22 protein-coding genes and 1 other annotated feature are annotated in these 22,123 nt (G+C 34.7%); of the genes, 2 read left to right on the top strand and 20 right to left on the bottom strand.

Features of this window, described 5'->3' with window-relative positions:
• Positions 1–57 precede the first annotated feature (57 nt).
• The 10 genes from J5Y03_RS17705 to J5Y03_RS17660 all read right to left on the bottom strand — a co-directional run bounded on the left by J5Y03_RS17705 (position 58) and on the right by J5Y03_RS17660 (position 9,485).
• Positions 58–1,743, bottom strand: coding sequence for an alpha-keto acid decarboxylase family protein (locus J5Y03_RS17705; RefSeq protein ID WP_209407336.1), 1,686 nt, complete (start codon positions 1,741–1,743; stop codon positions 58–60).
• 367 nt (positions 1,744–2,110) lie between these two features.
• Positions 2,111–3,799 carry an arginine--tRNA ligase gene (argS, locus tag J5Y03_RS17700; protein ID WP_209407335.1) on the bottom strand — a complete coding sequence of 563 codons (1,689 nt, stop codon included), beginning with the start codon at positions 3,797–3,799 and terminating at the stop codon, positions 2,111–2,113.
• 75 nt (positions 3,800–3,874) lie between these two features.
• Positions 3,875–4,092, bottom strand: a binding site (T-box leader).
• A gap of 87 nt (positions 4,093–4,179) precedes the next feature.
• On the bottom strand, positions 4,180–4,356 hold the full coding sequence (locus J5Y03_RS17695) for a hypothetical protein (RefSeq protein WP_209407334.1): 177 nt from the start codon (positions 4,354–4,356) through the stop codon (positions 4,180–4,182).
• A gap of 108 nt (positions 4,357–4,464) precedes the next feature.
• A complete protein-coding gene (locus J5Y03_RS17690; RefSeq protein WP_209407333.1) occupies positions 4,465–5,184 on the bottom strand; it encodes an SDR family NAD(P)-dependent oxidoreductase in 720 nt (239 codons plus the stop codon).
• A gap of 148 nt (positions 5,185–5,332) precedes the next feature.
• Positions 5,333–5,791: a DinB family protein gene (locus J5Y03_RS17685; protein ID WP_209407332.1), complete on the bottom strand. Its 459-nt coding sequence runs from the start codon at positions 5,789–5,791 to the stop codon at positions 5,333–5,335.
• Between the two features lie 60 nt (positions 5,792–5,851).
• The gene (locus J5Y03_RS17680) at positions 5,852–6,406 is read right to left on the bottom strand and encodes a pyridoxamine 5'-phosphate oxidase family protein (RefSeq protein ID WP_245208952.1); all 555 of its coding nucleotides are present in this window, start codon (positions 6,404–6,406) and stop codon (positions 5,852–5,854) included.
• A gap of 23 nt (positions 6,407–6,429) precedes the next feature.
• Positions 6,430–7,374 carry a 5-oxoprolinase subunit C family protein gene (locus J5Y03_RS17675; protein ID WP_209407331.1) on the bottom strand — a complete coding sequence of 315 codons (945 nt, stop codon included), beginning with the start codon at positions 7,372–7,374 and terminating at the stop codon, positions 6,430–6,432.
• The gene (locus J5Y03_RS17670; protein WP_209407330.1) at positions 7,374–8,138 is read right to left on the bottom strand and encodes a 5-oxoprolinase subunit PxpA; all 765 of its coding nucleotides are present in this window, start codon (positions 8,136–8,138) and stop codon (positions 7,374–7,376) included. The genes J5Y03_RS17675 and J5Y03_RS17670 overlap by 1 nt, the downstream gene beginning before the upstream one ends.
• Positions 8,125–8,877 carry a 5-oxoprolinase subunit PxpB gene (gene pxpB, locus J5Y03_RS17665; protein WP_209407329.1) on the bottom strand — a complete coding sequence of 251 codons (753 nt, stop codon included), beginning with the start codon at positions 8,875–8,877 and terminating at the stop codon, positions 8,125–8,127. Before pxpB ends, J5Y03_RS17670 begins: the two co-directional genes overlap by 14 nt.
• Positions 8,874–9,485, bottom strand: a complete 612-nt coding sequence (locus tag J5Y03_RS17660) for a pyroglutamyl-peptidase I (RefSeq protein ID WP_209407328.1) — start codon at positions 9,483–9,485, stop codon at positions 8,874–8,876. The genes pxpB and J5Y03_RS17660 overlap by 4 nt, the downstream gene beginning before the upstream one ends.
• A gap of 257 nt (positions 9,486–9,742) precedes the next feature.
• Here J5Y03_RS17660 and pepF point away from each other — a divergent pair, with 257 nt between their 5' ends.
• Positions 9,743–11,557 (top strand): oligoendopeptidase F, encoded by a 1,815-nt coding sequence (pepF, locus tag J5Y03_RS17655; RefSeq protein ID WP_209407327.1) that lies wholly within the window; start codon positions 9,743–9,745, stop codon positions 11,555–11,557.
• A gap of 69 nt (positions 11,558–11,626) precedes the next feature.
• On the opposite strand, the gene J5Y03_RS17650 is transcribed toward pepF, so the two are convergent.
• On the bottom strand, positions 11,627–13,030 hold the full coding sequence (locus tag J5Y03_RS17650; RefSeq protein WP_209407326.1) for an APC family permease: 1,404 nt from the start codon (positions 13,028–13,030) through the stop codon (positions 11,627–11,629).
• Positions 13,031–13,428: 398 nt separating this feature from the next.
• Between J5Y03_RS17650 and lepB the strand changes: the two genes are divergently transcribed.
• A complete protein-coding gene (gene lepB, locus J5Y03_RS17645) occupies positions 13,429–14,061 on the top strand; it encodes a signal peptidase I (protein WP_209407325.1) in 633 nt (210 codons plus the stop codon).
• Positions 14,062–14,178: 117 nt separating this feature from the next.
• On the opposite strand, the gene J5Y03_RS17640 is transcribed toward lepB, so the two are convergent.
• The 9 genes from J5Y03_RS17640 to J5Y03_RS17600 form a co-directional block, all read right to left on the bottom strand.
• The gene (locus J5Y03_RS17640; protein ID WP_209407324.1) at positions 14,179–14,514 is read right to left on the bottom strand and encodes a YciI family protein; all 336 of its coding nucleotides are present in this window, start codon (positions 14,512–14,514) and stop codon (positions 14,179–14,181) included.
• Between the two features lie 81 nt (positions 14,515–14,595).
• Positions 14,596–15,024, bottom strand: coding sequence for a VOC family protein (locus J5Y03_RS17635; RefSeq protein WP_209407323.1), 429 nt, complete (start codon positions 15,022–15,024; stop codon positions 14,596–14,598).
• 229 nt (positions 15,025–15,253) lie between these two features.
• Complete coding sequence (locus tag J5Y03_RS17630) at positions 15,254–15,784, bottom strand: dihydrofolate reductase family protein (RefSeq protein WP_209407322.1); 531 nt, start codon at positions 15,782–15,784, stop codon at positions 15,254–15,256.
• Positions 15,785–16,121: 337 nt separating this feature from the next.
• The gene (locus tag J5Y03_RS17625) at positions 16,122–16,460 is read right to left on the bottom strand and encodes a cupin domain-containing protein (protein ID WP_209407321.1); all 339 of its coding nucleotides are present in this window, start codon (positions 16,458–16,460) and stop codon (positions 16,122–16,124) included.
• Between the two features lie 13 nt (positions 16,461–16,473).
• Positions 16,474–17,307 (bottom strand): ABC transporter permease, encoded by an 834-nt coding sequence (locus J5Y03_RS17620; protein WP_209407320.1) that lies wholly within the window; start codon positions 17,305–17,307, stop codon positions 16,474–16,476.
• Positions 17,307–18,320, bottom strand: a complete 1,014-nt coding sequence (locus tag J5Y03_RS17615) for an ABC transporter permease (RefSeq protein WP_209407319.1) — start codon at positions 18,318–18,320, stop codon at positions 17,307–17,309. The genes J5Y03_RS17620 and J5Y03_RS17615 overlap by 1 nt, the downstream gene beginning before the upstream one ends.
• Positions 18,321–18,448: 128 nt before the next feature.
• Positions 18,449–20,044, bottom strand: a complete 1,596-nt coding sequence (locus J5Y03_RS17610; RefSeq protein ID WP_209407318.1) for an ABC transporter substrate-binding protein — start codon at positions 20,042–20,044, stop codon at positions 18,449–18,451.
• Positions 20,045–20,077: 33 nt separating this feature from the next.
• The gene (locus J5Y03_RS17605) at positions 20,078–21,082 is read right to left on the bottom strand and encodes an ABC transporter ATP-binding protein (protein ID WP_209407317.1); all 1,005 of its coding nucleotides are present in this window, start codon (positions 21,080–21,082) and stop codon (positions 20,078–20,080) included.
• Entirely contained in the window at positions 21,069–22,067 is a 999-nt protein-coding gene (locus J5Y03_RS17600; protein ID WP_209407316.1) for an ABC transporter ATP-binding protein, read from the bottom strand. The genes J5Y03_RS17605 and J5Y03_RS17600 overlap by 14 nt, the downstream gene beginning before the upstream one ends.
• Positions 22,068–22,123: the final 56 nt, after the last annotated feature.

Genomic DNA, 22,123 nt, shown 5'->3' with positions numbered 1-22,123 from the left:
AATAAGTTACACGGTTTTTCTATTTCTTCTTTTTCAAGAGCATTTTGTTATTCTGGACTATTTCTCGCTCCGCTGCATTTCCTGCTTCTCCATATAACTCCGCATCAGGTGCATATATTTAGGTGCATCCATCGGATCCCCTGCGATCATTTCAATAATACATAGTCTTTCGGAACATTCCGTTTCAGCTTGGATTATAGCCTGATCAAGCTCTCCATAGGTCCGGACCGTAACGGTAAACGCGTTACCTCCAAATGCTTCGGGCAGCTTGGTGTAAGACCATTTAGGGATTTGGTTGTACTTTTGACCCTCTGTTTTGACATTCAAATATTTCTCAATTGTATATCCATCGTTGTTCAAGACGAAGATAATAGGCTTGCAGCCGTAATAGAGCATGGAACTGATTTCCTGGGCTGTTAGTTGCATGGCGCCGTCACCAGTAAATAGCAAAACTCGGCGTTCCGGCGCGGCCATAATAGCACCGAACGCCGAGGGGATCGCGTAACCGATGGACTGCCAGCCTCCTTGCCCAATATATGTTACATTACCCGGAAGTCTAACCTCCGCCATTCCATTATAGAACGTCCCAGTCTCGGCGATTACAATATCGTCCTCTTTCAGCATGCGCTGAAAACGGGGATAATAGCCATCCGCCAATAGAGGGCCGTCGGCATTAGATAAGAATTGATCGTAAGGGAATGACAATTTCCCTACCAAACCTTGGCCCTTATAACCCACCTTCTGCACGGCAAGTAGCATATCAGCTGCAAGTACATTCGGATATTCCGCCTCAGCGATCTTAACCATGTCTGGTTGAATATTGATAGTCACTAACGGGTTTAACTTTGCAGTAAAATTTGCGGTGTTTGTGTCAGCCCATACCATGCCGATTGCAATGATACAATCGGCATTTTCCACCATACTTTGGACTTCAGAATCTCCGAAAGAGCCTAGGTACATTCCGATATAATTTGGATGTGTTTCGTCGAATGCCCCCTTCCCATACATCATCGTTACAACAGGCACTTTCATAGCATCGGCCAGCTGTCGAACTGCTGTCTGAAGGCCAAAACGCATTGTTTTCACATCCACCACGATAACCGGCCTGTGGGCACGCTCCAGCATCAGATGAACATTATTCACCGCAGCCTGAAGGGTTTTCAGGTTGGACGAGGGACGTTGTGGTACTGGCTCATCCCGGACCTTAATTGGCATGGTAACTAAATCATCGGCTACAACTAGGTATACTGGTTTTTTCTTTTCCTTTGCAATGCGAATCGCAGCCGGAATTTCAATCTTTGCGTTTTCCGGCGTAATGACTGCGGTATAGGCCGTAATCTGCTCATACACCTTGCGAAAGACATCAAAGTTCCCATCCATTAAGGTGTGGTGCATCAGCTTGTGCTCTTTTTGATCCTTATCAAGAGGCGCACCCACAATGTGGATTATTGGTACATGCTCACTGTTCGCTCCCGCTATCGCATTGCAGGCGCTGAGCTCCCCGACCCCAAAAGTCGTAATAAGTGCTGCCATTCCTTTAACTCTTGCATAGCCATCTGCGGCATAGCCCGAGTTTAGCTCGTTCCGCCCTTCTATAAAACGGATGCCGCTATAACACTCTAAAGTATCAAGAAGTGTAAAATTATAGTCCCCTGCGACGCCGAAAATTTCTGTAATGCCCTCCAGTTTCAGGCAATCGAACAAAAACTGGCCAACCGTTTTTTGAGCTATCATGTTGTCCATCGCAAGCTCACTCCTTATCCATTTCTTGGGCTTGTTCTATTTAATAGTACTCTTTTTAATATTTCCCTTTAATTAAACCGACTATCCGTTGTGTAGAGCTAAAGTAAGATGTTGAAAAATGATAATATAGTAAGGCATTGGACGTATTTTTACGGAAGTATTCAACACTAGTAAAAATGTGTTATGAAAAGTATTAAAAAACAAAAAATAACAAATCAGGTCAATAGAACGCCCGATTTGTTATTCTGTCTTAATAGTACACTTGAAGTTGTATTTACCATCTTAACTAACACATTATTTGTAAATTAATATTTCAGTAACATTAATAATTATCACAATACATTTATGTTTAAATATACTCTAATATTTACATCTCTTCAGGAGCTGAGATCCCTAATAATCGTAATCCTTCATGTAATACGATTTTAACTGCTTGAACGAGTGCCAAACGTGACTGTTTTTCAGTGTCTTCATGCAAAATTTTCACACTGCCATAATATTTATTAAATGATTGAGCTAAATCGATTACATATTTAGCAATGACAGAAGGTTCTAACCGGTGATATGCCTTTTCGATTATGAATGGAAAATCATTTAATTGTTTTACAATTTCCCAACTTAGATCATCATTTAAAGTTAGGTTTTGATTTACTTCCACATAGTTTGCTTTTTTTAAGATTGAACATGCCCGTGCAAAAGTGTATTGAACATATGGCCCTGTTTCTCCTTCAAATTTAAGCATTTCTTCTAATGAAAACTCAAAGTTATTCATACGCTCATTTTTTAAATCATGGAAAATGACAGCACCTACACCAACTTGATTAGCAATTTCTTCTTTGTTTTGTAGTAATGGATTTTTATCTTGTATGTTTTGATTAGCCATTGTTATTGCTTCACGAAGCACTTCTTCAAGCAAGACAACTCTTCCTTTTCGTGTTGACATTTTCTTTCCATCTTTTAAAATCAATCCAAAAGGTACATGAATCATATCATCTGCAAAATCAAATTCAAGCTTTTTTAGTACGGCAATAAGCTGTTTAAAATGTAAACTTTGTTCATTCCCTACCACATAAATTGATTTTGAAAAATTATATGTTCTCTTACGATAAATTGCCGCTGATAAATCTCTTGTTGCATAAAGTGTTGCACCATCGGATTTACGGATCAAACAAGGAGGCATCTCTTCTTCATCAAGTCTGACAACTTGAGCGCCATTATCCTCAATTAGTAACTGTTTATTAGCAAGTAATTCCACAACTTCTTCCATTTTGTCATTGAAAAATGCTTCTCCATTAAAAGAATCAAATGTGATATTCAACAAATCATAAATAAGTTGAAACTCTTTTAATGATTCTTCTCTAAACCATTTCCATAAAGCAAGTGATTCTTCATCCCCATCCTCTAGTTTTTTAAAATATGCACGTGCTTCGTCTTCTAGTTCTTTTTGTTTCTCTGCTTCTTCATGAAACTTAACATATAATTTTAATAGCTCTTTAATTGGTTCAGCCTCAACTTTTTGCCTGTCTCCCCATTTTTTATAAGCTACTATTAGTTTTCCAAATTGTGTACCCCAATCACCGAGATGATTAATTTTCACTGGCTTATATCCACATTTTTCTACGATATTTGCAATTGAATTACCAATTACAGCCGAACGCAAATGTCCCATTGAAAAACGTCTTGCAATATTTGGTGAAGATAAATCAATTGTTATATTTTCACCATTTCCGATTTTAAGACTTCCGTAGTTTTGTTTTAGCTCGACTACTGTCTTTACAATTTCGCATGAAAAATATTCTTTATTCAGAAAGAGGTTTACATAAGGACCAACCGCTTTTACTTCTTGAAAATACTGACTTTTAAGAGATGATGCTAACTCTTCTGCAATTTTTTGAGGTGGCTGTTTTAACGTTTTAGAAAGAATAAAACAAGGAAAAGCAACATCCCCAAAAGAAGTATGTTTCGGAATTTCTAATACGTTATACAAATCATCCTCTGAATATTTTGTATTGATTGTTTGATGGATACTCTTTGCTACCAATTGTTTAAAATTCATAAAAATCCTCCTATCTTAAATCTTTTTTTGATTTGACTAACATTTGAACAAATAAAAAAACTCATCTCCATAAAAAATAGAGACGAGTTTATTTTCCCGCGGTACCACTCTGCTTGTTCATAAATGAACCTCTTCGGTTAATAACAGGGCCGTGCTCCCCGGCTTACTCTACTCCTTATTCAAGTAAGCATCATCGAAAGTGCGGTTCAGTAATTGTTAGATATTAGGCTTCCACCACCCCTAATTCGCTTTGTTCATCGCAACTACCTACTTTTCTTTGTCATCGATATTATCAATATTTTCAGATATTATATCCTATTCTATAATTATTAAGCAAGAAAATTTTTGTTTCACTATAAAGTAGAAAACGAATAAGTTTTTTACAAAGAATTCTTATTCATTTTTGCAGATACAAAGAAGCCTGTTCCAACTATCAACAATAATGTACAAAGACTCATTGTAATTCCATTCCATTTCCCATGAAAAATTGTAATATTAGCCAATATCGCAAAATTCATTATGCACATAGTTAAATACAATCCTGTAACACTTTTCAATCTATTTCCCCCATATCTCTTAATTTTCTATCCTTGTACTTTATATTTTTCAATCAAAAAAACCGCTCAATGAAAGAGCGTATAATTCCTCTAGTTTTCTCACATTCATTATGCATTCGGATCAAGCATCGCTGGAATATTTATTTCTTTCACACAAGATGCCTTAGAGAGATTCATGACGCACTTTACCAATGAAACAATATCTTGAAGTGGAATTTGTGTGCCATTATAAGCCGATAAGACTTTATCAATTCCCTCTTCATATGGAATTTGGGTTGCAATTTCACCTGGATTTATACATGTTACACCGATATTATACTTCTTCACATGTTCCCGTAATGAATTTCCAATTCCACGTACTCCGAATTTTGAAGTAACAAATGAAATTTGAGTAAAATCATTATTTTCAAGACCTGCCGTAGAACCTATTAAGAAAATTTTTCCGTTATCTGAATTTTTTAGATTAGGTAATAGCTTTTGGATACAAGTAATTGCAGACGTTAGATTAACATTAATTATTTTTGTAATTTCGTCAACTGCATCTTTCTCAAAATCATAATCATTACTAAACCCTTTGCTCTCCCATATCCCAACATTGTATATTAAAACGTCTATAGTAAAACCGCTTAATGTATTCGCTATCTGAGTACATACATCAGCCAACGATAAGTCAGCTTCTATCCAATATCTATGGATACCATCGTTTAGCTCCAAACTTTCAGGACGACTTCTAGAAACGAGCCAAATATTATCACCCTTTTCAGGCAATCCTTTAGCGAAAGCCTGACCCAAACCTTTACTTCCTCCGAAAATAATAAAGTTTTTCATCGTTTACTCCCTTGCGATTTTTACTTTTTTTAAGACTTTTTTTCTCTAATTATATTGAAAATCAGGTTACTGGGATTGTGAAGATTTTTATGTAAAAGAGTCTCGAATAAGAATAGTGTATGCCTTGTAGAACCTAAAAAAATAAACACTATGAATTCAAGTAATTTTTAATTTGTTTTATATGATGTTGATCATGTTCAGCCATTCCAAATAAATAATCGATAATAGTAATTTTTTTAGTACCTATTACAATTTCAATTCCACATTCATTTTCAGTCAAACTTTCGATTTGATTTTTTAATAATGTTCTAGTTTCAATGAAATACTTAATTGTACCTTCTTTAGAAGTTATTTTCGCTTTCTCTGACGAAGTTTTGTTTAATTCTTCTACGATAGGAGCTTGTGGTAAACTTTGATTTGAACGAAAAAAGGGCAATCTCTTTTCAATTATAAACAAATCCCAAGGGATAAAATGGTATACGATTTCAGCAATCGACCACTTTCCTTCTTCGATCGGACTTTGCCATTCGTTTTTAGTTAATTGATTAAGTGACATAACAAAATTCATTACATTAGTATGGTGATTTAGTAATTCTTGTTTTGTCATTCTATTCGTACCCCTTTTGTTTTCATATATTTCAAGAGATTGATTCTATTATTCTAGTCATTATGATTTTAAATCCATTTCCGCCGTTCTTCCAGGATAAAAAGCTTTGCTGGAAATTAATTCATTTTCTTTTGCAGTTATGGATGAAGGTGTGATTTTACAAACTGCTGTTTTACTCCCTAATGAAGACACATAGCTTTTCACATGATTTTTTGATAATGGATTTGAATAATAATTAGGTACATATTTAGTAAGGATTTGTTGTAATGCTTCAGTTGCTTCATCTAAGTCAGTTACAACTTCAACTGTTCCAAATACCATAACGCTCATATATGCTGTATCTGTTTTAGCTGGTACTGGATCAGTTATTGTTCCAAATTGCTGTGAAACAGTAAAAGTTGCATTCGAATTGTTTTGAATGATATCCATTTTCCTTCCTTCACTGGCCCCGTGAAAATAAATAGCTCCATTATAATATGTAAAATTTAAAGGAACAACGTATGGATGCTCTCCATCTACTAATCCTAAATAGCCAGTATCTGTTTCATTTAAACAGTATGAAATTTTTTCTTCATTAGTCACTTCATGTTTATTTTGTCTCATTTTATTTTCCATTGTTAATCCCTCGACTTTTCTGTTTACATAATATTATTATATTCAATTTGTATAACTCTTAATTTCTTTTCCATTTCAAAAAATAATCTTTGAGCTTCATAAATATCTATTGGAATAAATTCTATGGATCCTCCAGTTTGAATTTGCGCTAATTTCCATAGATCAACTGAAATGACTGTTCCAATTGTTGGATATCCACCGGTTGTTTGAGCGTCAGCTAACAAGATAATTGGTGATCCATTTGGTAAAATCTGAATCGTTCCATATGTCACGCCTTCAGATAACATCCCACTATTATCCTCTTGAATGACTGGTAGATCATTTGTTAAATACATTCCCATTCGATCACTCGAACTAACCTGAAATACTGTAGAAAAGAAGAATTGTATGGTTTCTTGTGAAAAGCGATTGATATGTGGACTTTGAATTACTCTAACTTTAACCCTTTTATGATAATTTGGAATTAAATTAGAACGAAGACCAATTTTTTTAGGATTCGTACTATTCAGCTTTGCGAAAATTGTACTTCCTTTTTCAAGCTTACGACCAAGATTTGCTTTGTCATAATAAGATACACTATTTAAAACAAATTCTTCTTCAAATCCTCCATACACACAAATGTATGAACGCAATCCAGATTTAGGACCAAGAAAAGCAATTTGGTCACCTTTCTTTAAAGAAATTGTTTTCCACATCGGCAAGTCTTTATTATTCAGTTTAGGAGTGAGATTTGCGCCTGTAACAATAATGGTTGTATCTTTCAACACTCGCAAAATACATCCTCCCATTGTTACTTCTAACCCAGCACAAGAATAATGGTTACCTACTAATATGTTTCCAATCCTTAATGAAAATGAATCCATAGCACCCGAACAAGGAATCCCTTGATGACGCATACCTTCTCTACCTAAATCTTGTAAACTTAGTAAAAGGCCATCTTTTTCTATTTGAAACAAGGGAAATTTCATCATTTACTCCCCACTGGACATACGTTAATACTTAATTCTTGTAATCTATCACGTAATGTTTTAACAAATTGATAAGCATTTGCGTTATCCCCGTGAATACAAATTGTATCAGCATCTAATGAAATTTTTTCGCCATTATCACAGGATACTTTACCTTCAGTTATTAGTGTTAATGCCTGTTCTATCATAGTATCTACATTTTCATGAACAGAACCTTTTAGATTACGCGACATCAGAATTCCGTCATTTAAATACACTCGATCTGCAAAAACCTCTGAAGCAAAAGGTAAATTAACCTCATCTGCTGCATCAATTAATTTACTATTTGCCAGTCCATATACTATTAACTGCGTATCTAGATCTTTGATAGCTCGCACAATTGCTCTAGCTATATTCATATCCCTGGCTGCCATGTTATATAAAGCACCATGTGGTTTAACATGATGAAGTTGGATGTTTTGTGATTTACAAAAAGCTTGCATGACACCGATTTGATAGATTATTAAGTTATATATTTCATCGTATGTCAAAGTAATCTCTCGTCTTCCAAATCCCATTAAATCAGAAAATCCAGGATGAGCTCCAACAGCTACATTCTGTTCCCTTGCTAGTAGAACCGTTTTTGCGATGACAAATGGATCTCCTGCATGCAATCCACATGCAATATTTACAGAAGATACATATTTTATTATTTTTTCATCTTGACCAAATTGGTAGATGCCATATCCTTCTCCACAATCACAATTCAAATCAATTTTTCTCATGAACATATTCCTCGCAGATCATCTCATAATTTCCTAACTTACTTCGATTTTGTATATCATCAAATTCATCTTTTTCAATTGGTATAAATTGAAGGTAATGTCCAGCCTCTAATTTAATTGGATTTTCTAAACATTGATCAAATAGTTTAATCGGAGTCCTACCGATTAGATTCCAGCCTCCAGGTGATGAAATTGGATAAACACCAGTCTGATTTCCACCTATACCAACTGAGCCCTCAGGAACACTCCTTCTAGGTTTCATTAGTCTTGGGGTAATTAATGAAGAAGGCAACCCTCCTAAGTATGGAAATCCAGGTAAAAAACCAATCATAAAAATTCTATATATTTGTGAACTATGTAAAGAAATAACTTCCTCTATGGTAAGATTATTCAATTCTGCAACTCTATTAATGTCTAACCCAAATTCTTTACCATATAAAACAGGTATTTTATAAAGCCTTTTATCTAGCTCTGTTTGTCGATAACACTTTTGGCAATCATGATAATTTTTATTAAGTCTACCTACCGCTTCATCATACGATAATTCTGTTGGTTGATAAAAAACAGTTATACTATGATAGGTTGGCACAATTTCCGTCCAATATTTCTCAGTGTTATCTCTTAAAAAATTTGCAAAAATATGAATGAAATCATTTATTTCAACTGAAATCGTATCGCTAAAATAAATTGTCACAGCTGAACATCCTAATGGATGAAAAACTGGAAAGTCTACTTTCATTCATTTTTACCAATGATTTTTATAACATTTCTTATTGCATTTTCTAAATCACTTTGCGACCAACTTGGCATATTTCTTTTGTGAATTGCCATTTCATGAGATGCTGGGATATGTATAAACCCTGATGGCAAACTGGTATTATGAATTTTTAAATGGTGTAACATTTCATACATCACGAGATTACATAAATAAGTACCCGCTGAATTCGATATTTCGGCCGGGATATTCATTTCATTTAAACCGTCAACTATTTCCCTTATTGGTAATGTTGTAAAAAGACCATCTGGTCCATTCTCAACTATTTTTTCATCTTTTTTTATAATTCCTCGATTATCCTTCTCACCATCTTTACAATTAATCGCAATGCGTTCGGGAGTTATCGTTGTACGCCCTGCAGCAAGCCCTAAAGAAATGATGATATCAGGCATAACTTCATAATATTCTTTTAACAATATAGAACCTGAACTTGAAAAATCAACAGGTAGTTTTTTTCCAACAATTTGAAATGGACCAATTTTCTCTCCATCTAAAGCTTTTACAATTTGCTCTGTTGGATTAATCGTAAAGTCTAGAAATGGCTCAAACCCTGTAAGTAGTAATTTTTTCATATTTTCCCCTTCTTTACATATAGATTTAGACTCTTTTCTAAAAAGTTGAGTTGATAATGAAGTTGATTGGAGTGGAAATCAACTTTACACATTCTTAAATAAAAACAAAGTTTACGAAAACTGCCTAGATTTAATATGATAATTCGACATTTCCTATTGATTCCCTTTGAATTATTATTTTACAAATAATTTTAATTATTCTGAATAAAGTTGTATAATGATTTTGTAATTCTATTAATAATTTAGGAGTGATTTTTTTGGAAAAGACAATCGAAAAACGATTAAATCGTTCAGAAGTTCCAACTGAAATGACCTGGGATTTAGGTGACTTATTTGTTACAAGAAGTGAATGGGAAAATGAATTAAAGAATTTAGAGGCTGATATACAAACTGTTACAACATTTAAAGGCACTATTTGTGATAATAAAGTGAATCTACTAAACTGCTTAAAAGCCTATGAAACTATTTATAAGAGAATGGTTCGCTTAGGTACATATGTAAGTTTACGTCAATCAGAAGATGGAACAAATCCAAGCAATCAAGCGGATAGCATCTTATTTTCTAGTGTTGCTACTAAATTAAGTAAAGAACTTACATTTGTTGATTCAGAATTGGTATTAATTGATGAAGATACACTCCTTTCTTATGTAGAAAATGATTCAAATTTCCAACCTTTCAAATCATACATACAAGATATTATTAAAACTAAATCTCATAAACTATCTCCAGAAACTGAAGAAGCTCTTGCTGCCCTCGGTGAAGTATCATCTGCACCGTTTAATATTTATCAAATGAGCAAAGCAGCTGATCTTACGTTCAAGCCATTTTTAAATGAAGAAGAAGTTGAACTTCCTAACTCTTTTGCTCTCTTTGAAACGAAATATGAATTTTCATCAAATCCTACGATTCGTAAAAATGCGTATGAGTCTTTTGTTGCTACATTGTCACAATATAAAAATACATATGCATCGGTTTATGCTACTGAAGTAAAAAAACAAGTTGCATTAAGTAAATTACGAAATTATGAATCTGTTACTCACATGCTATTACATCCACAAAAAGTAACAACTGAAATGTATCATAATCAACTTAATGTCATCTTTAATGAGTTTGCTCCACATATGCGCCGTTTTGCTCGTTTAAAACAAAAAGAACTTGGATTAGAAACACTCCATTTTTATGATTTAAAAGCTCCACTTGATGTTGACTTCCAACCAGAAACATCATATAAAAAAGTAAAAGAAATTATTTTAGATGCACTGAAAGTTTTAGGTCCTGAGTACTCGGCTATTATGGAAAAAGCTTATAATGAGCGCTGGATTGACTACAGTGATAATGTTGGTAAGCGTACAGGTGCTTTTTGTTCTAGCCCTTATGGCGTACATCCTTATATCTTAATTAGCTTCCAAGATAATATGAGATCTGCTTTTACAATGGCACATGAATTAGGCCATGCGGGACATTTCTATTTGGCTAATGGACATCAAAGTATCTTTAACACTCGTCCATCCCTTTACTTTATTGAGGCACCATCAACTCTAAATGAGCGACTTTTAGCGCAGTATTTATTAAAAAATACGGATGATTATCGTATGAAACGTTGGGTTATTTTACAGTCACTTGGAACATATTATCATAACTTTGTTACACACCTTTTAGAAGCTGAATTCCAAAGACGTATTTATGATTTAGCAGAAAAAGGAACTTCTTTAACAGCGAATGTATTATGTGATACAAAAGGAACTATTTTAAAAGAGTTCTGGGGAGATACAGTTGAAATTGATGAAGGAGCAAGCTTAACTTGGATGCGCCAGCCTCATTATTATATGGGATTATATCCATATACTTACTCAGCTGGATTAACAGCTTCTACTGCAATTGCTCAAAAAATTGAAGAAGAAGGTCAACCGGTAGTTGATAAATGGATTAATGTGCTAAAAGCAGGTGGTACAATGTCACCTAATGAGCTATTAAATCAAATGGGAATCGACATGTCTACACCGGAACCAATTCGTCAAGCGGTTCAATACGTTGGATCACTTATTGATGAATTAGAGAAAAGTTTTAATTAATTACAAAAAAACAACTCATTGTTCAATATGAACTTTGAGCTGTTTTAATTGTGAAACATCTTGCTTTAATTAACTTACTTTTTTATATTGCATTGATTGTTTATTTTTTTGAGAACGATTATAAAATAGTAACCCTATTACTCCAAATAGTATAGGTCCGATTACCATAGGTGCATATTCAAGTAATGTCGTGTTTTTACCAGGTATTAATGTTAATACGATAGTCCCTACTACAGCAACCATTCCTATTGATGCAATGAAATAGGCCAATCCATTATATTTAATTTTAAATGGTCTATTTACGTCTTTATCTGACATTCTTAACTTAATATAAGCACTAATTAAAAATACATATGGAATAAAAAATGCTAATGTTGACATTAAAACAAGCATGTTTAATGCACTCGAAACACTTGGTACAAGTGCAGAAAGCATTAGAATGAGTGTAACAACGATTGCTTGTCCAACTACAAGTTTACTTGGCATTCCATCTTTATTTTTTTGTAATAATTTTTCAGGTAAAATTCCTTGCGCACTTTCAGAAATCATAACGCTTGGATTTAAAATTAAGAATGATAATGAACTTAAAAATGCTAAAACAAAACAAATTCCCAATACTTGTGATAATGAAAAACCTAAACCAAATTTTGACGTTACTTTGTCAGCAAATAAATACAATGCAGTTGCAGTTTGATCTGGTGTAATAGAAATGATGTATTGAAATGCAACTGTTGCTAGCATATAAACTGCCGCAATGATGATTGATGTAATAAAAATCGCTTTTGGAAATGTTTTTTGTGGATTTTTAACATTACCAGCAATTGTACCTAGCATTTCTGCCCCAGAAAATCCGAACATTAGGGTTGATAAAAACATAATTGTATCTAAAGATAAATGATTCGGCATCATACTTTGTGTCGTAAAATGCGTTGCACTTGGCTCCCCTTTTATCATACTGTAGAATCCAAATCCAAAAATAATGATAGCAGGAACTAATACTCCTAAAGGAGCACCGATCGAAGCTAATTTTCCGCTCATTTTTGTCCCGCGCAATGTAAGGATTGTAACTAACCAGAATATGATACAAGAAATGATAGCTGTTTCAATAGGATTGTCTGCTAGCTTTGGCTTGTTAAAACCGTAAGACAATGCCACTGTTGTTGTTAATAGTAATGATGGATAATACGTAAAATTTGCAATCCAGAAAAACCACGAGACTAAAAATGATGCTTTTTCACCGAATGCTTTTTTCACCCAAACTCCCATACCACCTTGATTTGGATACGTAGTTGAAAGTTCTGCAACAATTAAGCCAAGCGGAATAAAATACAAAAGTGCTGCTACAATCCAAAAGAAGATTGCAGATGGCCCTATCGTAGATGCATATGCAATATTTCTTAACCCAAGAATAGAATTAATGCTAATTAATGAAAGTCCTAAGACACCTAATTTTTTCGGTTGTGTCGAGTTCATTGTTGTAGGTCACCTTTCTATATTATTAATCTATTAATTAATTTTTCGTTTCTTTCAATAGAAATGATTATACATACTTATTCATAGCTTAACAATATTTATTCATTATGTTTATATAGTAAAAATAATTCGAATTTACATAAAATACACTCATCCTTCAAAATCTTGCATTCCAAATGCTTCAAAAGTGATTTATTTAAGTCTTCTATAAAGTTCGAAAAATCAACTGGTGGATTAATATGCATATTTCTCTCTTGATATAGATTGTTGATATTTAATCATATAAAAAAGACCCCTAAATTTGAAATATTCCTAGAATAATAAACACTCTTAGAAACCAAATGAAAAAAGTATTTATTATCATTCTATAGAATACCGTAATTATAGGAGGGTATATTATGAAACATTTACTTATTATCATCGGAATGTGTTTCATTTTTGTGGGTTGCCAATCTAAAGAGAAGACTACTGAACTAGAAACAATAAAGGATACAATTACTTTGAAAACTGTCCCAGTAGTTGAAACAGGAGGATTTATAGAAATAGAGCACTTATACGATGAAATGGATCGAGGAAATCATGAGTATGCGGGTACATTAGTAGTCGATGCAACGTACTACAAAAAACATAGATTTCAGCGTGGTGAAATAGTATATTACCTTACATCAATAACTGGTGAAAAAAATGTCGCAAGAGTCGTAGGATTACCTGGTGAAAAAATCGAAATCAAAAAAGGTCAACTTTATATCGATGACAAACGTTTAGACACATTTTATGCAAAAGCCATGAATAATGGGATTTCTGAGCTTGCTACTTATAAAATGAATTTGAAAAAAAGTGGTAAAAGTATCATTAATGAAAAAGAATGGATGAAATATTTTACTAGAAATTTAAAACCAATTACAGTCAAAGAAAATGAGGTGTTTATTTTAGCTGATAATAGCTGGAGAGTAAAAGATAGCTTTGATTTCGGCCCATTATCTAAAGACAATATTGAAGGAAAAGTATTAGGAAAGGCTAAAACTCGCTAAAATTAGCTAGTTTTTATTTTGATAAATATTTGTTCTGAAAAAGTATATGGCTCAGTCAGATACTGAGCCATTTGCTTATTTCATTTCAAGTTCCTTTAAACCTATCCCCTACTAAGGTCAAGCGTGTTGATTCGGTAGCGTTGCAAGCATCGGATAAAATTCCGTTGTCATTATTCCAGTAATTACAGCTGGATCTTCTGCGATAAGTATTGGGACTTGAGCTTCATTTTCAACTTCAATTATGGCAAGTCCTTGCGGAGCTGTAGGATTTAAAACAGGACCGAAGACCAGAGCAATCCCCTGTTTCTGCTTGTCCGTCCAATAGGCAATATGATTTAACATGATGTCTCGTTCTTCTTCTGTCATATCCTGATGAAAAGTTGTTCTAGGTGGAGTTGACTTTAGCATAAAGTGCATTTTGCTTGTAGTTTTACTTTCTGTGTTGTCCGACATTGGGTATTCTCCTCCATCATTCTATATTGAGTTTCGTAGTTACGAAACTCAATGTCAACTTTTCCTTAACCAAGAAATAGATTATTGATGTTGACCTTCAGTGAAAATTTGGAAACAAACACCGAACTTATCTGTTACACTTCCGTAAGCTGGGCTAAAAAAGGTTTCTTGCAATGGCATTTTTACTTGACCGTCTTGCTTTAATGCATTAAACATCTGTCTAGACTTTTCTGCGTCATCTGTTGAAATACAAATGGTAACTTGGGTTCCACTTGTATGTGGCTGACCAGGAAAAGTATCAGAAAGCATAAGCTCAGTTTCGCCAACTTTTATTGTTGCATGAGATACACGTTCCTTAGCATCTTCAGGAATTGGAAATTCAGGGTTTTCAGGCATTTCTCCGAAAGATTGTGAAAAGAGTATTTCTGCATTTAGTGCCTTTTGATAAAATGTAATCGCTTCTCTTGCATTTCCATCCATTACTAAATAAGGAATCAACTTCAGTGTCATTAATAATCATCTCCTGTGTTTTAACTATAATCAATTACTAAAAATCAGTGTTTCCATCGAAAGAATAAAAGAAACTTATTTCTATTATTTCCCATAACTAAATAATACATTATAGAACACTAGTTCGCAATATGAAAAATCGATTATGTAGAACTAATGCATCTGTTAACCAATTATAAATCACAGATTTCAACAGTGGATTGAAAATGAACAAATGGGTGATATACTATCATTTTACCTCATAATGTAGTTCAGCAAATTGATTGAAACGATTTATACTTTTTAAAGTAAGTTCCAATTCATAATCATCCTCTTTAAATAAAGGAATGCCTTTACCAATTATTACAGAAGCCACTGTAATGATAAGTTCATCTACTAATTTTTCTTTTAAAAACGCGTGTACCAACTCTCCTCCACCAACAATCCAAATGCTTTTTCCTTTCTTATTTTTCAGCTCATTTGTAAAGTGAACAATATCTCCATTGATGAATTTCACATTACTATTATCTTGATTTGCTGTCCTAGAGAAAACGTAACAATCTTTATTTTTATATGGAAAATCCCCTTTTTCAAAATCTAAAATCCAATCGTAAGTTCGTCTTCCAAGTAAAATAGTATCTACAGTTTCATAGAACTTTGAGTAGCCATTATCACCTTCACCATCAACTTTAAATAACCAATCTAAAGAGTCATCTTTCGTAGCGATATATCCATCTAAACTTGTTGCAATAAATAATACTAATTTACGTTGATTTTTCATAAAATTCTCCTTATGAATTTATATAGACTTTCTTATTTTCTATATCTTTAGTTAATATTAAGCTATCTCACCTTATTGCACTAAACTGCCCGTTAGCACATTAAAAGGACTGCTTGCACAGCCCCTATGTGATCTTGTTCAACTTAACTCATGTGAGGATTATTACGTCAAATTGAATCATTTCTGTGCTTTTAACGATATTTTTATAGTATCAGTCAGCATCGGTCTGGAAAGGTAGATAAATATTATTTTAGAAAGTCATGCTGTCCCATCCTCTTTCGTACCTGCCATATTTTTTCTTTAAATCTTTCCCCATAAATTATGGCAACTTAAATCACTATTCAGCTCTTTTTACCATAAAGCAAACTAGCATACAAGGCTCGCTGCCGTTATTAATGCACCAGTGCTCCTCACCAGCTGGGATCAGTGTTGCATCGCCCGCCTTTTCTACACTATATTTCCCATTACAATAAGTATCCACTTCTCCACTGAAAATATAGGAATACTCGTCCTCATCATGACAGCTCATGCCTACAGCTGGAATTCGTTCGCCAGGTGTGAGCGAAATGACACTCATGCTCACTTCTTTAAAATCGCCCTGTTTGGAGAAAAATTTTTTCATTTCATAAATCGGCATGCCAATAGGATCTACTTGATTAATATTGATTTTTTCCATTTCATTAACCTACCTATTCTTTTTTAAGTTTTGGATCTAGAAAGTCTCGTAGACCATCGCCTACGAAGTTAGCACCTACAGAAATTGAGAAAATTGCTAGTCCTGGGAAGGTAGAAACCCACCAATTATCAATTACCTTTGCGCCACTTGCTACCATTGAACCCCACTCTGGTGTAGGCGGCTGTGTGCCTAGTCCAAGGAAGCTTAGTCCTGAGAACATTAATATTGCATTCCCAAGGTCAAGCGTTGCCATAACCAATAATGGACCAAAGCTATTCGGTAAAATTTCTGAAAATAGTACTCGAAAATGCGAAGCCCCCATAGCGCGAGAAGCAGTAACATACTCGATTTCTTTTAAAGAAATAACCATTGATCGCATCAACCTTGCATAATTTGGCCACCAAATAATAGCCATTGCAAATACTGCATTTAGGATACTTGGTCCTAGAGAAGCAGCGACTACCATCGCCAAAATTAGTGGAGGAAACGCCATAATGAGTTCTGAAAAACGCATCATCGCTTCGTCCACTAATCCACCTTTATAACCTGCTATTCCCCCATATAGGATACCGAAGGCAAAAGCACAAATAACTGTTATAATACCTGCTGTTAAAGAAATTCTAGAGCCGTACATAACCCGTGAGAAAACATCACGACCTAACTCATCAGTGCCAAAGTAGTGCGAAAGGTTCGGAGATTGATATCTAACGGATAAATCCTGTCCTGTTATACTGTGTATTGGGATTAACCACGAAAAAATAGCAACGAGAATCCACAATGTACAAATAATTAATCCTAGTTTAAAAAGGAATCCTTTTTGAGTGATAAAAGATTTAAATGTTTGCATTATCGATACCTCACTCTCGGATCAATAACTCCATAAAGGATATCAATTAGTAGATTGATAACTACATAAATAAATGCAATTAATAATGAGACACCGCATATAGCTGGGAAGTCTAGTGAAACAGCAGAAAGATAAGCATATTGTCCAATTCCTGGCCATGCAAAAATGTTCTCAACAAGCACCATTCCACCTAGCAGATTACAGAATCCCATTCCCGCTACTGTAATGACAGGTATCATTGAATTGGCAAGCGCATGGTTAACGATGACAGCTGATTCTTTTAGACCCTTTGATCTAGCTGTACGAATATAATCCATTGACATTACTTCAAGTAGATTAGACCTTGTTTGACGAGCAATTAAACCCATAGTAAAGAATCCTAGCACTGTTCCTGGAAGGATCAAGTGCATTACTACATCACCAAATAGTTGGAAATTCCCACTAAAAAGTGTATCAATCAATAAAAGCCCTGTTCCCCCTTCTGGAGTTGATGCTCGTGGATCAATTCTTCCTGGTCCTGGTGTAATTCCTAAGAGAGAAGAGAAAACATAGAGCATAATTAAAGCAAACCAAAAGCTTGGTATTGAAACCCCACTAATAGAAACCGTACGAATGACATGGTCAACAGACTTATTCCGATAAATTGAAGAGATTATTCCAAAAAGAATCCCAAGAATTAAGGCAATCATCATTGCTACTAATGATAGTTCAATTGTCGCTGGGAAGAACTGCATTAAGTCATCCAACACAGGTTTACCAGTTCGAATAGAAGTACCTAAATCACCAGTCAATAAGTGTTGGAAATACAGAATTAATTGACTAAATAGCGACCGATCGAGTCCCCACTTCGCTTTAAAAGCAGCAACAATTGCAGGATTACTCATTGCACTTTGGCTCAAATTCGCAGCAACTGGATCACTTGGGACTAAATGCGAAAGAATGAAAACGAAAAGTGCCACACCAAATAATAAGAAAAGCAGAAACAATAGACGTCTACCAATAAATCTAATCAATTTGGATCACACTCCCTACAAAACAAATCACTGATAAATCTCAAATATTTTAAAAAAACAATATTGAATATGAATAGCTGCAGTAGGTAGTTGCATACCCACTGCTAGCTTTCAGCTAATTCTAATAATTATTTAGAAAGTTTCAAATCATTTAAATGCAACTTACAAAGGTCATTATAAGCAACGCCTTCAAGTTTGGAGCTAACAGCAAATGTTTTCGGGTGCTGTACTAAGAATGCATAAGGACTATTTTCTGCCATGATGTCTTGCATCTTACCTGAAATCTCTGCCCGCTTTGTTTCATCAATTTCCACCTTCACCTGTTCAGCTAATTTTACTAATTCAGGGTTTTCTGAAGGTGACCAGTTAGCACGTTTACCTACAATATCACCTGGAACAAATGCTAATTGATTACTTAAATCAAAGTAGTCTGGTGACCAATGCATCACCAGGAATGGAGATTTACCATTTCTATAATCTTCGATAACAGCGCCAATTTCACCAGTTTTAATTTCTACCTTGATATTAATTTTTGCAAGATCTTCTTTTACCTTTTCAGCAATTGTTGTCCATGAAAGTCCTTCAGAATTGAAGTTAGCAGCAGTAAGAGGTACTGTGAATCCATTCTCATATCCTGCTTGCTTCATCAATTCCTTTGCCTTTGCAATATTTTGATAATTATCTGGTCTTGATTTAGCACCAACAAATCCTTTTTGAACAAAGGATAATGGTAATAGGGCTCCATCACCTGCTAATTGTTGAAATCCTTTATAGTCAAGTGCATAACGAACAGCTTGATGAACAAGTGGATTTGCCATTTCTTTACCGATATTAGGATTATTATTCATTAACAAAAATGAAATTGTTGAAGTTGGTGAGGACACAACCTTTGCTTTCCCTCCAGCTTTAATGCTTTTCACTTGGTCAGGCCCAATGCTTAATGCAACGTCAATTTCACCTTTTTCAAGTGCTTGAATTTCTGTGTTTGGATCAGGCATTTCTTTGATAATAATATTACTTGCATTGATAGTGCCCTTGTAATTCGGATTCTTTTCAAGAACCATCTCTGTATTTCTAGTCCACTTCTTCAATACATATGGACCACTACCAGCTGATGCTCCATCAAGGTAAGAAGTTGCTTTATCTGATGTGCTCGCATCCACTGCATCTGTACCACCCTTTTCCTTCACAACTTTACTATCTACAACTGCAAATGCATTGCTTGTGATTTTTGAAAGAAATGACGCATCTTTCTCAGTTAGTGTGACTACAACAGTTTTATCATCTTTTGCTTCAACTTTTGCAATGCCTTTTGTAAGAGCAGAAGCATTATCTTTTATATTCATTGTTCGATTAAAACTAAATACAACATCATTTGCAGTTACTGGATTCCCACTTGAAAATTTATGTCCATCGGCAAGCTTGAATGTATACACAAGTCCTGATTTATCTACTGTGTATTCTTTAGCAAGCGCTGGCTTTGGAGAAAGCTCTGACCCTTCCAACATATATAAATTCTCATACGTTGCATAGAAATAGAAATTCGCGTACACCTCATAAGCACGAGCTGGATCCATCGTTTTCCAGTCAGATGCTAGTCCAATAACGATTGTATCAGCATTGGATGTAGATTTACCTCCAGTTCCATTGTTATTTCCTTTACTACATGCGAAAAGAGATAGCGTAAAAATCAATATAATCGCTAATATAGAAATTTTTTTCATCGTTCAAAACCCCCTTTTTAACTATTTATAGAGTCACTTTGTACACAAATGACATGCAACAAAGTGTTCATCACCTGTATGAATAAAATCTGGTGCTTCTATTTTGCAAATATCCATCACTGCGGGGCATCTTGTATGAAATCGACAGCCAGATGGTGGATTAGCTGGGCTTGGTACATCCCCTGTAAGAATAATCTTTTCCCTTTGATCTCCGCTTGTATCTGGAATAGATGAGAGGAGCGCCTTTGTATATGGGTGTTGTGTTTTTTCATATAGATCATCCCGAGTTGTCAGCTCAACAATTTTACCTAAATACATAACTGCCACTCGATCACTAATATGGTGAACAACACTAAGATCATGAGAGATAAATAGATATGTAAGGTTTAATTGTTTTTGCAAGTCCTTTAGTAAGTTAATTATCTGTGCTTGAATCGACACATCCAATGCCGAGACAGGTTCGTCACACACAATAAGTTCTGGACCTAGTGCTAATGCTCTAGCTATGCCCACCCTTTGTTTCTGACCACCTGACATTTCATGAGGAAATTTATCTAGAAAGCGACTTGCTAAACCGACCCTATCCATCAGTTCAGTAATTTTTGCTTCACCATTTCCAATTTTATGAATTTTGAATGGTTCTAATAAAATTTGCTTGATGGTTCTACGTGGATTTAAGCAAGCAGATGGATCTTGAAAAATCAGTTGTGCCTTCTTGGTGAAATCTTTCTTCTTTGATTTAGGAATTTTGGTAATATCCTCACCATTAAAAATAATTTTAGATCCACGATCTGACGGATAAAGACCAAGTAGTGTCCTACCTAGCGTACTTTTACCACATCCACTTTCACCAACAAGACTAAATGTTTCACCTTTTTTAATCGTAAAAGAAACATCATCTACTGCTCTAAGTAAGCCTTTTTTTCCATCATGGCTTTTAATTTGAAAGGTCTTCTTTAAGTGTGAAACCTCTAAAATGTTTTCTGAGGCATTATTGTTTGATGTTGTTACTATGCTATTAATATCATTTTGAGACATTTACATCATCAACCTTTTCTGCTTCGTCATAAATAAAACATCTTACTTCACGACCATCTTTTCGTTTAAATAATGCAGGAGATTCATGTGTGCATCTCTCTGTTGCATACTTGCAACGCGGATGAAAGCTGCAACCACTTGGCATATAAAGCGCATCAGGGACTGTGCCTTCTATCGCTTCAAGTCTTTCTACTTTACTAGAGATTTTCGGTATTGCATTTAGCAATCCTTTTGTATACGGATGAAGCGGATCATTAAACACTAATTCAGTTGGACTTTTTTCAACTATTTGACCAGTGTACATGACTACCACTTGCTCACAAATTTCTTTCACGACACCTAAATCATGGGTGATCATGATTATACTCATATCTCTCTTTTTCTTTAGACTGTTCATTAAATCTAGTATTTGCGCTTGGATAGTAACATCTAACGCAGTGGTAGGCTCATCTGCAATTAACAATTTTGTATTACAAGCTAACGCAATGGCAATCATGATTCTTTGTCGCATACCGCCTGACATTTGATGAGGATATTCGTGAAATCTCTGTTCAGGAGAGGGAATTCCTATCATTCTCAACATCTCAATGGCATAATTTTTTGCATCTCTCTTGCTTACATCTTTTTGGTGAACCAGGATTGGCTCCATGATCTGCTTGCCACAAGTATGCAGCGGATTAAGTGATGTCATCGGCTCTTGAAATATCATTGACACAGACTTTCCTCTAATTTTCCGCATTTCCTCAGCTGAAAGCTTTAACAAATCTACGCCATCAAAATCAATTTTTCCAGTGATTTCAGAGTTAGCATTTTGCAAAAGTCCCATTATTGCGAGAGAGGTAACACTCTTGCCACTACCGCTTTCACCAACGATTCCTAGTGAACTACCTTGTGCTAATTCGAAGCTTAAACTATCTACTGCTTGGACAACACCTTGGCGCGACTTGAATTTAATCGTCAAATCTTCCACTTTTAGTAATGTCATAAGCCTCACCTTTTTCAATGTATTGTTAAAAATGATTGCTAATTAATAGATAGACA

It is taken from the genome of Gottfriedia endophytica (assembly GCF_017814275.1).
Lineage (GTDB): Bacteria > Bacillota > Bacilli > Bacillales > Bacillaceae_G > Gottfriedia > Gottfriedia endophytica.
Note: the sequence above shows the minus strand (reverse complement) of the source record. Positions and strands in the feature narration are given on the sequence as shown.